12 protein-coding genes and 1 tRNA gene are annotated in these 14,302 nt (G+C 38.2%); 3 read left to right on the top strand and 10 right to left on the bottom strand.

Annotation, left to right across the window (positions count from 1 at the left end):
- Positions 1-255: 255 nt before the first annotated feature.
- The 3 genes from I6F53_RS03725 to I6F53_RS03715 all read right to left on the bottom strand — a co-directional run bounded on the left by I6F53_RS03725 (position 256) and on the right by I6F53_RS03715 (position 2,190).
- A tRNA-Ile gene (locus I6F53_RS03725) sits at positions 256-332 on the bottom strand.
- A gap of 1,063 nt (positions 333-1,395) precedes the next feature.
- The gene (locus I6F53_RS03720) at positions 1,396-1,554 is read right to left on the bottom strand and encodes a YqaE/Pmp3 family membrane protein (RefSeq protein ID WP_166421653.1); all 159 of its coding nucleotides are present in this window, start codon (positions 1,552-1,554) and stop codon (positions 1,396-1,398) included.
- 72 nt (positions 1,555-1,626) lie between these two features.
- Positions 1,627-2,190, bottom strand: coding sequence for a BON domain-containing protein (locus I6F53_RS03715; protein ID WP_197238530.1), 564 nt, complete (start codon positions 2,188-2,190; stop codon positions 1,627-1,629).
- A 328-nt stretch (positions 2,191-2,518) separates the two neighbouring features.
- Between I6F53_RS03715 and I6F53_RS03710 the strand changes: the two genes are divergently transcribed.
- Positions 2,519-3,181: a LiaF domain-containing protein gene (locus tag I6F53_RS03710; protein WP_166421655.1), complete on the top strand. Its 663-nt coding sequence runs from the start codon at positions 2,519-2,521 to the stop codon at positions 3,179-3,181.
- 38 nt (positions 3,182-3,219) lie between these two features.
- On the opposite strand, the gene I6F53_RS03705 is transcribed toward I6F53_RS03710, so the two are convergent.
- Positions 3,220-3,636, bottom strand: a complete 417-nt coding sequence (locus I6F53_RS03705; protein ID WP_197238529.1) for a VOC family protein — start codon at positions 3,634-3,636, stop codon at positions 3,220-3,222.
- 255 nt (positions 3,637-3,891) lie between these two features.
- Between I6F53_RS03705 and suhB the strand changes: the two genes are divergently transcribed.
- Positions 3,892-4,695 (top strand): inositol-1-monophosphatase, encoded by an 804-nt coding sequence (gene suhB / locus I6F53_RS03700; RefSeq protein WP_166421657.1) that lies wholly within the window; start codon positions 3,892-3,894, stop codon positions 4,693-4,695.
- Between the two features lie 46 nt (positions 4,696-4,741).
- On the opposite strand, the gene I6F53_RS03695 is transcribed toward suhB, so the two are convergent.
- The 6 genes from I6F53_RS03695 to queA all read right to left on the bottom strand — a co-directional run bounded on the left by I6F53_RS03695 (position 4,742) and on the right by queA (position 11,417).
- Positions 4,742-5,551 (bottom strand): substrate-binding periplasmic protein, encoded by an 810-nt coding sequence (locus I6F53_RS03695; RefSeq protein ID WP_197238528.1) that lies wholly within the window; start codon positions 5,549-5,551, stop codon positions 4,742-4,744.
- A gap of 324 nt (positions 5,552-5,875) precedes the next feature.
- Positions 5,876-6,823 carry a protein translocase subunit SecF gene (gene secF / locus I6F53_RS03690; protein ID WP_166420455.1) on the bottom strand — a complete coding sequence of 316 codons (948 nt, stop codon included), beginning with the start codon at positions 6,821-6,823 and terminating at the stop codon, positions 5,876-5,878.
- 9 nt (positions 6,824-6,832) lie between these two features.
- Positions 6,833-8,692 carry a protein translocase subunit SecD gene (secD, locus tag I6F53_RS03685; protein ID WP_197238527.1) on the bottom strand — a complete coding sequence of 620 codons (1,860 nt, stop codon included), beginning with the start codon at positions 8,690-8,692 and terminating at the stop codon, positions 6,833-6,835.
- Positions 8,693-8,711: 19 nt separating this feature from the next.
- Entirely contained in the window at positions 8,712-9,050 is a 339-nt protein-coding gene (gene yajC / locus I6F53_RS03680) for a preprotein translocase subunit YajC (RefSeq protein ID WP_197238526.1), read from the bottom strand.
- A gap of 25 nt (positions 9,051-9,075) precedes the next feature.
- A complete protein-coding gene (gene tgt, locus I6F53_RS03675; protein WP_197238524.1) occupies positions 9,076-10,203 on the bottom strand; it encodes a tRNA guanosine(34) transglycosylase Tgt in 1,128 nt (375 codons plus the stop codon).
- Between the two features lie 182 nt (positions 10,204-10,385).
- Positions 10,386-11,417, bottom strand: coding sequence for a tRNA preQ1(34) S-adenosylmethionine ribosyltransferase-isomerase QueA (gene queA / locus I6F53_RS03670; RefSeq protein ID WP_197238523.1), 1,032 nt, complete (start codon positions 11,415-11,417; stop codon positions 10,386-10,388).
- A 187-nt stretch (positions 11,418-11,604) separates the two neighbouring features.
- Here queA and I6F53_RS03665 point away from each other — a divergent pair, with 187 nt between their 5' ends.
- Positions 11,605-14,136, top strand: a complete 2,532-nt coding sequence (locus I6F53_RS03665) for a two-component system response regulator (RefSeq protein WP_197238522.1) — start codon at positions 11,605-11,607, stop codon at positions 14,134-14,136.
- The last annotated feature ends 166 nt before the right edge of the window (positions 14,137-14,302 follow it).

Raw genomic sequence — 14,302 nt, 5'->3', positions numbered from 1 at the left:
ACTTTTAGAATCTGTCAAAACCTATCAAAACCTAACATTTAAAAATGTAGCGTGATTGCTTATTCCTAAATTACGGTAAACATAAACAGTTTGGCTATTTTCTTTGATTAATATTCGGAGGGGTATGTGTAAGGCTAAAGTGATTTATGTAAAATTATCGGTCGGAGGTATTATCTCAAATCCGATCCGCTATCGTTCCGTGAATTAAATTATTTTATTTTGTTAGTAGGTATTCACTTGGAAAGCTTTGAAAAGTGGTGGCCCCTCCCAGACTCGAACTGGGGACCTAACGATTATGAGTCGTGTGCTCTAACCAACTGAGCTAAGGGGCCAACTTTTATATAACTGCAAAACAGTTAATTTTTGAAGCGTTCAGTCACAGAGCGACTAAAGCGGGTTGCAGTATAAAAACTTTTTAGGTGCTTGTCACTACCAAACACCTTTATTTTAACAATCAGTAAGCTAACTGCTTAAATAGTAATCTTTTAGGTGGGTATAAACGTAAAATGTAAGATATTTCCCATGACATTCACTGCATTAAATTATAAAAACCTTCCACCCACATCAGTCTTTTATATTTACCGCTCTACTTTTTAAGTAAAGCTAACATATATGTGTAGGCATACAAGGCTGTAAAAAATATGCTTGGGGCTACTGTAAGTGCCAAATTAGGTGTCTGATTAATTACATTCACCAGAATTACTAAGCTCGATTGAACAGTAATCGGAATTACAGGCGCAAAAAGTACGCCTGCTATTTTTTTGTTGTTTAAATACGAGGCGCTGGAGTTAATTGCATTATTAAAGCTTTGTCGTATTGCTACGTTTTGTGGTGTTTTAGAGAGAAACATACAAATAATAGGAGTTACAAACGCAAGCGTTACATAACTCGACTTATACTTGTTGACGACCTTTTCTAAAATAAAAGTAAAAAACAGCGTTACAAATCCACTATACAAGCCTTGCACTAATGCAACTTGGAGCGTGATCGATTTTACAATATCTGCCGAACTGTTTGCCCAGTAGGCCCAACTAAAATAAAAAATGAATGACACAACACCTTACAATATAAACCGAATGTTCAATTTACTACCTCTGTATATATAAAGCGCTATTTAATAATATCAATACAAATCATGATAATGCTATTACTAGATAATAAGGTAATTAATTGCAGATGCACAAAGAAACGAGCATTAAACACCTGCTAAACAGGAGCTCTCCAAAATTAGTTCTTTAGTGTGGTAGACGGTAATTGGGATTTTTTAGTACAGAATAGATGTAGTGCGGAATAATACTAGAAGTAAGTTAAAATTAATATTGTGAGCCGATTAGCACTGAGAATATTCGCTTAGCTAAACCTCAGTTATCGGCTTACACAATATATAATGTATCATTATTTTTTCGCAATAATGTAAATTGCATGTATTAACCCTGGGAAATAACCTAGCAGTGTTAATAAAATATTTAACCAAAAATGCATACCTAAGCCAACTTGCAAAAATACACCTACTGGCGGTAATAAAACCGAAAATATTATACGGATAATATCCATAACCAAACTCCATTTAAATTAAGCATTAAAAAGGGGTAAAGCCCAGTTTTACTGGGCCTTAGCTATACTGTATTATTCAGCAACAATAGTTAACTTATCAACTACGTCACGAACATCTTCAGCATTTTTGGCAATTTTAACTGCTAACTGTTTTTCAGCATCAGACTTTACAGAACCATTCAAAGTTACTATACCGTTGTCTGTATCAACATCGATGCCTGTACCACCAACTTCTGAATTAAATAGAAAGCGAGTTGTGATTACAGTAGTGATTTTAGCGTCCGTTAGGTCATTATCATCATCCATCATATCTTTGTCTGTATCCTTTGCACCCATTTGATTAACAACAGTAAGGCTGTTTTCAACATCAGATACGCCATCTAGGCTAAGTATTAGCTCTTCTGCAAGCTCTTTATCAAGCTCGCTATTAACTTTACCTGTAAGTACTACCTTGCCATTTTTTACATCAGTGTTAATGTCAAAGTTGTTTAGATTAGTGTTCATAAGAAGAACTGTTTCTGCCTTACCATCAATCCAAGCATCTTTACTTTCGTTTTCCCAGCTGTTCGCTTGGGCACCCATAGCCGTAGTACCAAGAACTAAAGCTGCGATAATAGATTTGTTAAATGTTTTCATAATCTTTCTCCTTTTGATTAAAGACACTTTAACTTATGCGAGCTTTAGGCCAAGTTTATTTATCCTTAAAATTCAATTGCTTGGGTTGTTTTCATGATAAAGCTTTAACTATAGCTGTGTAACTATTTACAGGCTACTCGGTAAAACTTTCTCAAATAGTGAAAATAGCTAGATAATTGCTCTTTTGGTTAATCTATCGTTAATATAACAAAGAAAAAAACACCATTAAAAAATAACCAATTGATAATTAAAGTAATTATATTTGGTACGCGGTTTGCAATTAAACATTAAGATAAGTATCAATAGTAAATATAATAAGGAATATCTCATGTCTGTAAAAGTTGAAGACCGTCCGATAGAGCAAGTACGCGAACAGGTGATTGATCAATTAATTTATAATTACAGTCATGGGGTTATTTCAGTTGATGCATTTGAGAGACGTTTAGATGACGCGATGGATGCATCTAACAACGAAGCTCTTTTAGCCTTAGTAGAGGATTTAACACTTAATACAGACCAGCAATATAAAGCAGAAAAACAGTCGCAATTTTCTCCACACTATAGTGCACAACAAAACAGTGATGATGACTTTACACTACGCAGTATTTTAGGCTCTAACGAGCGCAGCGGGCAGTGGGTAGTACCAAAAAACATTTATCTCAGTAATTTTATGGGATCGGTGGTGCTAGATTTTACTGATGCCATTTTTGCGCATCAAAATGTAACTATTCACGTTAACTGTATTTTTGGTAGCGATGAAATATATGTACCAGAACATGTAAACGTAGTCTCTAAAATGTTTTGTATATTAAGCAGCCTTGAAAATAAATCGGTATCACTTAACAAGCGCCAAGGTCCTACTATTCATATTGAAGGTAAAGCGGTAATGGGCTCTGTCGAAATAAAAATAAAACGGACTATTAAAGAAAAGTTTATGAGTTTTGCTAATGAGCTAAAAACACAATTAGGCGCTGGAAATAATCGTTCATAAAGCTTGCTTAAGCACCGCTCTTTGCGGTGCTTAACCTGTTATAAATCGTTATTTCGCTCGCTTGGTATATCACTTAAATACTCTACAAATTCCACCTCAAACCCAGCGGGATCAATAAAGTAAACATTTTTTCTGAAAGGATTCTCACTACCTTGCTTACTTATCCGAAAACCCGCTTTATTTAAGCGTATCACTACCTCATTTAAGTTATTAGTCACATAAGCAAAGTGTGCAAAACCAACTTGATGGCCCGATAAGTTTCTGTTTTCACCTTCACCATGGTCGCTTATCGCAATGTAATGCGTGTCATCTCCAAAGTGTACCCAGCGTCTTGGTTTTCCGTGCCAATCACCTCTACCCTCACTTCTGATTGACCAATGCGGAAATACAGCGCGATAAAATTTAAGCATACTATCTATATCACTCGCGACTAAGTTTACATGCTCTAAATACATAATGTTGTCCTATCAATTAAGTAAACAGCACGATAAAACCTCAAGCTAGCTTTAGGTAAAGTGTTATTTAAAATTAATTCGATTTAATTAGGGCCTGTGACTTAATTATTATCTTGAAAAAATATATACACTTTTTAATCTTGTATAAAAAACAAACATAAGTATTTAGGGTTTATTGTTTACTTTATGTCAAAAGTCGCTAAAATATGCCGGCTGAAATATATAAACGTTCTTTTACAACCCAAAGGTAATACCATGCATCCAATGTTAAACATTGCGGTTCGCGCTGCGCGCAACGCAGGCAAAATTTTACTTCGCGCAAGTGAAGATTTATCAAAAGTTGAAGTGCAACAAAAAGGCGCTAACGACTTAGTAACTAACATTGATAAAGAAGCCGAAGCCGTAATTCGTGACACTATTTTACAGTCTTACCCTACTCACTCTATTGTTGGTGAAGAACTAGGTGAGCATAAAGGCAAGGATGATGATTACCAATGGATTGTAGATCCTATCGATGGAACAACTAACTTCATCAAAGGCATCCCTCATTACGCGGTTTCTATCGCACTTAAAGTTAAAGGTCGTTTAGACCAAGCTGTTATTTATGATCCAATTCGTGGTGAGCTTTTCACTGCTTCTCGCGGTCAAGGCACTCAGTTAAACAGCAAACGTCTACGTGTTAGCAAAACTACAGTTCTTGCAGGCACTGTACTTGCTACAGGTTTTCCTTTCAAAAACAAAAACCACATGGATGCATACACAGAAGCGTTTAAAGCACTGTTTGTACACACTGCAGACATTCGCCGTGCAGGTTGTTCTGCTTTAGATATGGCATACGTTGCCGCTGGCCGTGTTGATGGATTTTTTGAAATCGGCTTAAAACCTTGGAACTCTGCTGCAGGCGAACTTATGGTTAAAGAAGCGGGCGGTATGGTTGTAGATTTCGCTGGTGGTAATAACTATAACCACAGCGGCAATATCATCTGTGGCTCACCAAAACTGACTCAAGCAATTGTTCGCGAAATTCGTCCAGTATTACCTGAGTCGTTACTTCGCTAATAAATAGCATGATGAAAAAAAGGAGCCTAGGCTCCTTTTTTTGTGCCTAAAAATAAGGGTTATCGAGCTTAATTTCAACCGTTTTGCCTTTTGTATAAGGTAGGGTATTTAAACCCTTTGCGAAGTATTCATTAAATAATGCGTCAAACTCACCGTTTTCTTGCATTTTTATCAAGCCCTCTTCAACTGCCTTCGCCAATTCAGGTTTACTCTTTGTCACAAAGTAATAAATACCGGTTGGATAACTTATGTATAAATTAGGCACGATTACTAAATTACTTTGTTTGTTTTCAATAAGCTCAGAGTTAACCTCAATAAACGAGCGAGGAAAGTAATCTATTCGCCCTCGGCTCGTTAAAGTGAACATGGCTTGGTAGTTAGTAAGCGGCCTTACATGTAATCCGTTATACGACATGATTCTTGTATCTGGCCAGTTATGGCCTTGTACTGCTGAAAACTCTCCTAGCTGCTCAAGAGTTTTTACGTTTTTAAAACGTGCTACATTTTGTTTATTAGTGAGTAAAGCCCGCTTTCCTATGTAACCTTTAAATAGCGGTATTTTAATAGCTAAGGCAAGCGCCTCTCGCTCTGGGCTGCTCATACTCCAATACATATCCAATTCGCTATCATCTAGGTTTATTAACTTACGCTTTTGCAGATCTGATATGGGGATCATTCGGATAACACCGGGGTAGTTTACGCTTTCCAGTGCACGTACCAGTAACTCATTGAGATACTCTTCTCGGGCATTTTGGGTATCTTGCTTTTGAGCTACATTAATTATTTGCTCTTCCGCCATAAGTGCAAAACTTATAAACAGACTTAACACACTAATAGAAAGTTTTATTGGCAACATAATAATTACCTACTTTATTTAAATTACCTATTTATTGGCTGAAAGGATAAGCGCTTCAAGAGCCCCCTTTGAGCATATAAATAAATAGATAACTTTAGCGATAACGCTTGGTTTATTTTAGCTTCAGTGGCCTGTGCCTTAACCTGCAGCGATTTGTACATTATTGCAAAAAGGCCCTACCAATTCATACTACAAAGTTAGCACTGTTTTCGTAAGCTTGCACTGTTATACTCGCTAATGAAAACTTAGACGCCTGAATAATTAATAAATTGCAGATATAAAAAAACCGCTCATAAGAACGGTTTTTATTAAGTACAAACCCAATTACGGCATAGCGTCTTGGTCAGCACCTTCTTTTTCTATTACTTCTGGTATTAAATCTTCTTTGCTTACGCCCATTGCTATGGCAACAGAGCTGGCAACATAAATAGAAGAATAAGTACCAATAAACACACCAAATAGCAATGCAGTTGCAAAGCCATGAATGGTTTGTCCGCCCCATGCAAACAAAGCAATCAATACTAAAATAGTCGTGATTGAAGTTACAAGTGTACGGTTAAGTGTTTGCGTAAGTGAAATATCGATTATTTCGATAGTGTCGTCAATGCGTACCTTACGGAAATTTTCACGAATACGGTCAGATACAACAATCGTATCGTTGAGCGAGTAACCTATTACCGCAAGAATTGCCGCTAATATTGTTAAATCAAACTCCAAACCTAATACCGAAAACAAGCCCACAGTAATAATAACGTCGTGTATTAATGCACCTACCGCGCCCACAGCAAAACGCCATTCAAAACGAAACGCAACGTAGATTAAGATACAAATAAGTGCAGTTAACATGGCAAGGCCACCCTGCTCTTTTAAGTCTTCACCTACACTTGGGCCTACAAACTCAATACGGCGCATTACTACGCTGTCGTCTGCTTTTTTAAGCGCATCAATTACTTGGTTACCAATCACTTCAGCTTTAACATCACTACCGCGTGGTGCTAAACGAACTAAAATCTCTTGGCTAGAACCAAATAATTGTACCGATGCATCAGCAAAACCATTATCAGCTAGCGCTGCACGTACTTTTTTAAGGTCTGCTGGCTGTGAAAAACCAACTTCTACCGCAGTACCGCCGGTAAAATCTAAACCAAAATTTAGACCTTTGACAAAAACTGATGCAAACGACGCTAAAATTAATAACGTCGAAAAACCCATAGCCACTTTACGAAGAGACATGAAACGAAGGGTTCTACTACCCAAACTTAAAATTTGCATGTCAGCTCCTTAAATCGAAAGTTTATCAATACGTTTACCACCAACGAACAAGTTGATTACCGCACGGGTACCAACAATGGCTGTAAACATTGAAGTTAAAATACCAATCGCAAGTGTTACTGCAAAGCCAGCTATTGGGCCGGTACCTACTGCAAACAGTATAATGGCAGCAATTAGCGTGGTGATGTTGGCATCAAATATGGTGCTAAATGCGCTATCGTAACCAAAGTGAATGGCTTGTTGAGGGCTACGGCCATCGGCCAGCTCTTCACGAATACGTTCAAAAATAAGTACGTTAGCATCAACCGCCATACCTACCGTTAATACAATACCAGCAATACCAGGTAGCGTAAGTGTAGCGCCCGGAATTAAAGACATAACACCTACAATTAGTACTAAGTTAGCCGCAAGCGCAAGGTTTGCAACCATACCAAAGCCTTTGTAGTACACAAGCATAAACACAAGTACAAACGCAAAACCAAGTGCAACCGCAGTCATACCCGCTTCAATGTTTTCTTGGCCTAAGCTTGGACCTACTGTGCGTTCTTCAACAATTTGAATTGGCGCTACTAGCGCACCTGCACGAAGAAGCAAACTTAAATTATGTGCTTCAGCTGGGTTGTCGATGCCTGTAATACGGAACGAGCGATCAAGACGTGCTTGAATCGTTGCTACGTTAATTACTTCTTCTACCTTAATAGGTGGAAGCGCTTTACCGTCTGCATCTTTTTTACCTGATGGCTTGTACTCAATAAATACCGTTGCCATACGTTTGCCAATAGCACGTTTGGTAAAGGCATTCATTTTTGCCCCACCTTTGCTATCAAGCGTAATACTTACTTGCGGGCGTTGGTATTCATCTGCACCAGATTGCGCACCAGTAATATGGCTGCCTTCTAGGATGATGCGTTTTTTAAGTACAACAGGGTAACCGTCGCGGCTCATGATCATTTCAGTACCCGCTGGGATACGACCTTGAGCAGCAGCACTTGCATCAGCATTTTCGTCTACTTCACGAAATTCAAGCGTTGCTGTAGCGCCTAAAATCTCTTTAGCACGAGCTGTGTCTTGAATACCTGGTAGTTGAACAATAATACGCTCAGCGCCTTGGCGTTGTACGTTAGGTTCTGCAACACCGATTTGGTTGATACGGTTACGAATAATCGTTTCATTTTGCTTGATAGCGTAGTCACGAATTTCTTTGAGTTTTTGCTCACTCATTGTCGCAAAAAATGCTTTATCATTACTGCTGTCATCAATATAGACATTCAGCGGGTAGCGAGTTTCTAAGAAGCTCTCTGCTGCATTTTTGTCTGCTTCGGTACGCATTTCTACACGCATACGATCAGAGCCGGCTACGCGGCGAACACTACGGTAGCGTAGTTTTTCTTCGCGTAAATCGCTACGAAAATCTTGTTCCATTTGCTCAAGCTGGTTATCAACCGCTGTTGCCATGTCGATTTCCATGGTGAAATGTACGCCACCACTTAAATCAAGACCTAGCTTCATAGGGTCACCACCAACCGCTTTTAACCAAGCTGGTTGAGCAGGTGCCATATTAATAGCAGAAATATAATCATCGCTCAGCAAATCACGCAGTAAGTCATGCGCTTTAAGCTGTTCTTCAACATTTTTTAAACGAACTAAAATTTGCCCATCTTCAAGTATTGTTGATTTAGCGGTTACATTATTTTTTTCAAGGATTGCGTTTACTTTGTCTACAACACTGAGATCTACATCAGCGCCTTTAGCACCTGAAACTTGTATAGCCGGATCACGACCATACAAGTTTGGAGAGGCATATAAAAGGCCAATGGCTACCACAGCTAAAACAAGTAAATACTTCCAAACTGGAAACTTGTTTAACACGGGGTCGTCCTTATTATTTTTATAGCGACTTCATTGTGCCTTTTGGCAATACTGCAGAGACAGATGATTTTTGTACTGTTACTTCTGCTTGCTCGTTTAAAGAGATAACGATGAAATCTTTCTCTTCAGAAATTTTCACAATTTTACCCACTAAACCGCCTTGGGTAAGTACTTCATCGCCTTTAGCCATCATACTCATTAAGCTTTTGTGCTCTTTAACGCGCTTAGCTTGTGGGCGATAAATCAAAAAGTAAAAAACTAAACCAAAAATAGCTAACATAATTAGCATTTGCATAGTTCCGCCGCCCGCCGCTGCTGCGCCTGTACTTGCTTGTGCATTTGAAATAAATAAACTCATGATACTTCCTCTTTAATTTTAAAGTTTAATTTTTTATATCTGCTAGCTCTGGCACATCTTGGCCTCGGCGAGCATAAAAATCTTGTACAAATTCTTCTAATTTACCTTCGCTAATTGCATTACGCAAACCTTCCATAACACGTTGATAGTAACGTAAGTTATGAATTGTGTTTAGTCGTGCACCTAAAATTTCGTTACATTTATCAAGGTGATGCAAATAAGCGCGTGAATAGTTTCCACACGTATGGCAATCACACTCAGGGTCAAGTGGCCCTGTGTCTGTTTTATGTACTGCGTTACGTATTTTAACTACACCGGTGGTAATAAATAAATGGCCGTTACGCGCATTACGTGTTGGCATAACACAGTCAAACATATCAATACCACGGCGAACCGACTCAACTAAATCCTCTGGCTTGCCTACACCCATAAGGTAACGTGGTTTGTCTTCTGGCATTTTAAACGCACAATGATCAAGAATATTCATCATTTCGTTTTTAGGCTCGCCTACTGATAGACCACCTAATGCATAGCCATCAAAGCCAATTTCTTCTAAGCCTGCTTGCGATTGTGCACGTAATTCTGGGTACATACCACCTTGAATAATACCAAACAAAGCAGATGGATTGTCGCCATGCCCTTCTTTTGAGCGCTTAGCCCAACGAAGAGATAACTCCATAGAATCTTTAGCTTCTTTTTCAGTTGCTGGATATGGCGTACACTCGTCAAAAATCATAACAATATCTGAGCCTAAGTCGCGCTGTACTTCCATCGACTTTTCAGGCGACATCATAATTTCATCACCATTTACTGGAGATTGAAATAACACGCCTTCTTCAGTGATTTTACGCATTGCGCCTAAGCTAAATACTTGAAAACCGCCTGAGTCAGTTAAAATTGGGAAATCCCAATTCATAAAGTCGTGTAAATCACCATGTTGCTTAATAATTTCAGTACCTGGACGAAGCATTAAATGAAAGGTATTACCTAAACATATTTGCGCACCAGTGGCTTTTACTTCATCTGGCGTCATACCTTTTACAGTACCGTAAGTACCAACAGGCATAAATGCAGGTGTTTCTATTACACCACGGTCAAAAATCAAGCGGCCGCGGCGCGCTTTTCCGTCAGTACAATCTAATTCAAATTTCATATCATCCTCAATGTCAGAAAAACAGTCCAACAAGCTATAATTTAACCGCTCGATTCTACCCTTTTTGCCTCATTAATACTATTAGCTGCGATAAATTCAGTTTTGCTTATTACGTAAACAAAAATCCCAGCTTTGTCGCTGGGATTTTCTGTATTATTTACTGAGTAATAAATAATAAGCTGTTACTTGCGTGTTAAAAACATCGCATCACCGTAACTAAAAAAGCGGTACTGTTGGTCAATTGCCGTATTATATGCACCCATAATATTGTCTTGTCCGCTAAAAGCGCTGACTAACATTATTAGAGTTGATTCTGGTAAGTGAAAATTAGTGACCATGGCATCCACAACATTAAACTGATAGCCCGGGTAAATAAATATATCAGTATCACCAAAATACGTATCTAATTTGCCGCCATGAACTTTAGCTGCCGATTCTAATGAACGCACTGAAGTTGTACCAACCGCAATTACGCGCCCGCCATTTGCTTTGGTTTGTGCAACGGCTTGCACTACGTCATCAGGCACCTCAATGTACTCTGAATGCATTATATGCTCATCAACACTATCTACTCGTACTGGCTGAAAAGTACCAGCACCTACGTGCAACGTAACAAAAGCCATGTTTACACCTTTTTCTTTCAGTGCATTCATTAGCTTATCGTCAAAATGTAAGCCCGCTGTTGGCGCAGCAACTGCACCTGGCTTTTCGCCATAAACAGTTTGATAACGCTCACGGTCAGCTTCGGTATCTGGTCGGTCAATATAAGGAGGCAGTGGCATGTGGCCAATATCATTAAGTATATCTAGCACGTTTTGGCTATGATCAAATTCAAGCTCAAATAAGGTATCATGGCGCGAAACCATTATTGCCTTGGCTTTGCCTTCAAGAATAACTTCGTTACCAACCTTGAGTGATTTACTCGCGCGAACATGTGCTAGCACTCGATGTTCATCAAGCACTCGCTCTACAAGCACTTCAACTTTGCCGCCAGAGGCTTTTTGACCAAACATACGTGCTGGGATCACTCGGGTATTATTAAATACGAGTAAGTCGCCTTCATTAACTAAATCAAGCACGTCACTAAACACTTTATGTTCAATGTTGCCACTAGGGCCATCTAAAGTAAGTAAACGGCTGCTGGTTCTATCCGCTTTAGGAAAACGAGCTATTAATTCATCAGGTAAGTCAAAGCTAAAGTCAGCCACGCGCATAATTAGTAATCCACATCATTTAAAATCGCGCCAAGTGTATATGTATCGGGTATTAAGCTCAAGAATTCAGCCAAACTTATAATATCTTGTTTGCGTGTTTATCATTAAATTTTCTTGTTCTTATGGTTAAATATCATTATTCTTGTTCGGCTGAATTATTATAAGTTTCATTAGGGGTGTTCAACACGTGCCAAACCAGCTTAAATTGCTAATATTAAACGCAAGTAGTGCTGAACGTCGCGCGATTAAGGCCACTTTAGATAGCTTAAATGTATTTACCTTTATTGATGCGCAAGATAGCCAACAAGCTTTAAAGCTTTTAAAACAACACCCTGTTGATATTATAATAACGGGCATTAATGTTGGAAAAATTGACGGTTGGCGCTTTTCTAGGATGATCCGCTCAGGATTATTAAAAACACCAAAAAATACTCCTATTTTACTTATTCCGCCAATTTACTGTGAGCGTATTGCCGAAACAACAGCCCGAAGCTATGGGATAGATGCTGTATTGCCGTTTGAGCATAAAGACATGCTGCCTCAAGTACTTGCGAATGTTTTATCTACTCACCTAGAAAAAAGCAGCCGACTAAATTTATTACTATTAGAGCCAGCTCAAAATACGGCCGACAGAATTAGTGAACAGTTAAAGTTAAACTTTGCTATTACTCACGTTACCTCAGCTAAAGCAGCACTAAACGCTTACAACCAACAACAGTTTTCAATCGTGCTACTCGATGCCACTACATCAAGTGCTGAGAGCTCAAGTGTACTCGTTGAAGAAATTCTCCAACACAATTCTAAACAAGCTATTGTTACGATTATAGAAAGTGACGATGCTGATTATGCTGAACAGCTTTTACTTTCTGGCGTTACCGACTTTATTAGAGCCCCATACGACCCTTCATTTTTAAATAAAGTGTGTGACCACGCTGCACGACGTGAAGATTTTATGGTGAGTTACGCTGAATTTGCCTATAAAGTAGAGCAGCTAAGCGTGAGTGAAGTACGCTATAAAGAGCTATTTTCGGCTCATCAGCGTATTTTATTACATCTAAATACTGTTGTTTTAGAGCTTGATCAACAAGGTAATATTCGTTTTATTAATCCTGCATGGGAAACTTTAAGTGGCTTTGGTGTTAAATCGTCGCTACAAAACCCACTAAGTACTTATTGTAATAATGAAGATAAGGGAAGACTAAACTACACTATTAACGACATTTTACATGGTGGCGAGCAGCAACAACAAATAGAAGTAAAGCTGACCCATAAAAATGGCAACTTAATTTGGGTTGAATGCAGATTACAGCTAATAAAAAACAGCCGTAATAACGCAACTATCACCGCCACCATCGACAATATACACGAACGGAAACAAGCAGAACTTCAACTACGTCATTTAGCACACCATGACCCCTTAACTGGTTTACACAACCGTTATTACTTTGACCAACAACTTAATAAAATATGCCAAGATAAATACACCTATGATGGTATTGAACATGCTGTTATTTATATCGACCTCGATCACTTTAAAATAATAAACGACAGTAAAGGTCATCACCAAGGCGATATAGTATTAAAAGAAGTGGCAAAATTATTTAAAGTAAATATTGGCGACGATCACCTAGTCTGCAGAATAGGCGGCGATGAGTTTGCAGTCATACTTACTGATATGAATTTATTGGATGCCCACCTCATTGCTGAAGGTGTGTGTAGTGCGATAGAAAAACATGCTTTTAAATCAGAAGATCAAATATACACAATTAGCTGCTCTATTGGTTTAACTCAAATTACAACACAAAACAATGACCCTAATGAGTGCTTAAAACAAGCTGATATTGCTTTGTATATTGCTAAAAACCTAGGGCGTAATTTAGTACACTGCTACTCAAAAGAAGATGCTCAAAACAATACGCTTCAAACAGGGCTTGAATGGGGTCACGAAATTCGACAAGCCTTGCAGCAAGATAATATTGAGCTGCATTACCAACCTATTTGGGATTTTAAAGAGTGTAAAGTTGCTTACTTTGAAGCGCTCTTACGCTTAAAACTCAAAGATGAACTTGTATACCCAAATCAGTTTATTCCCTCTTTAGAAATGCTCAACGATACATTTTTGATGGATCAATGCGTTATACGTAATGCCGTTGCTTGTGTGTCTAAGCACCCTGAGTTAAATCAAGTTGCTATTAATTTGTCTGCACAATCATTTTTAGATGAGCGCTTACTGCCTTTAATTGAGTCTAATCTTGAAAAGTATAACGTGCCCGCTTCACGGATAATTTTTGAAATAACTGAATCTGCAAGTATTAACAATTTAAAAGCGACTCGTAAAATGATCGAGAAGCTTAATAGTCTAGGCTGTCATTTTTCTATTGATGATTTTGGAACAGGCTTTAGTACGTTTAACTATTTAAAACAGCTACCAGCACAACATGTAAAAATTGATGGCTCATTTGTAAGTGACATGCTTAATGACCCTATAGACTTAGCGTTAGTAAAAGCCATAAATGATATTAGTAGATCACTCGATAAGCGCTCTGTAGCTGAGTACGTTGAAAACGAAGAGATATTTTTTGCTCTAAAAGAAATTGGTGTTGATTATGGGCAAGGCTATTTTATTGCACGCCCAATACCGGTTGAAAAAGTAAAAGATGAGCTTGAAAAAATTTCAAAAAATAAAACGTTTTACCAACAACAAGCTAGCTCAAAATAAACAAAATTGAACAATTTTAATCATTTTATTACTACCAATATTACCTTTCTTGCCTATACTTTCAGTATCAAATAAAAATGTCGTGCCTTTTAATGCATTTCACTTTAAAAACATGACATTACCTTTTGTCGATGTAGTACTGATATTTATAGTGGGTTTCAAAGCT

The organism is Pseudoalteromonas sp. SWN29, from assembly GCF_015864465.1.
Lineage (GTDB): Bacteria > Pseudomonadota > Gammaproteobacteria > Enterobacterales > Alteromonadaceae > Pseudoalteromonas.
The sequence above is the reverse complement of the archived record's forward strand: the minus strand, read 5'-3'. Positions and strand labels throughout refer to the sequence as shown.

Coding starts and splice junctions, on each gene's coding strand:
- yajC (WP_197238526.1), bottom strand. CDS start 9,050: ATGAGTTTATTTATTTCAAATGCACAAGCAAGTACAGGCGCAGCAGCG.
- I6F53_RS03705 (WP_197238529.1), bottom strand. CDS start 3,636: ATGTATTTAGAGCATGTAAACTTAGTCGCGAGTGATATAGATAGTATG.
- tgt (WP_197238524.1), bottom strand. CDS start 10,203: ATGAAATTTGAATTAGATTGTACTGACGGAAAAGCGCGCCGCGGCCGC.
- suhB (WP_166421657.1), top strand. CDS start 3,892: ATGCATCCAATGTTAAACATTGCGGTTCGCGCTGCGCGCAACGCAGGC.
- I6F53_RS03715 (WP_197238530.1), bottom strand. CDS start 2,190: ATGAAAACATTTAACAAATCTATTATCGCAGCTTTAGTTCTTGGTACT.
- secF (WP_166420455.1), bottom strand. CDS start 6,823: ATGCAAATTTTAAGTTTGGGTAGTAGAACCCTTCGTTTCATGTCTCTT.
- queA (WP_197238523.1), bottom strand. CDS start 11,417: ATGCGCGTGGCTGACTTTAGCTTTGACTTACCTGATGAATTAATAGCT.
- I6F53_RS03720 (WP_166421653.1), bottom strand. CDS start 1,554: ATGGATATTATCCGTATAATATTTTCGGTTTTATTACCGCCAGTAGGT.
- I6F53_RS03710 (WP_166421655.1), top strand. CDS start 2,519: ATGTCTGTAAAAGTTGAAGACCGTCCGATAGAGCAAGTACGCGAACAG.
- I6F53_RS03695 (WP_197238528.1), bottom strand. CDS start 5,551: ATGTTGCCAATAAAACTTTCTATTAGTGTGTTAAGTCTGTTTATAAGT.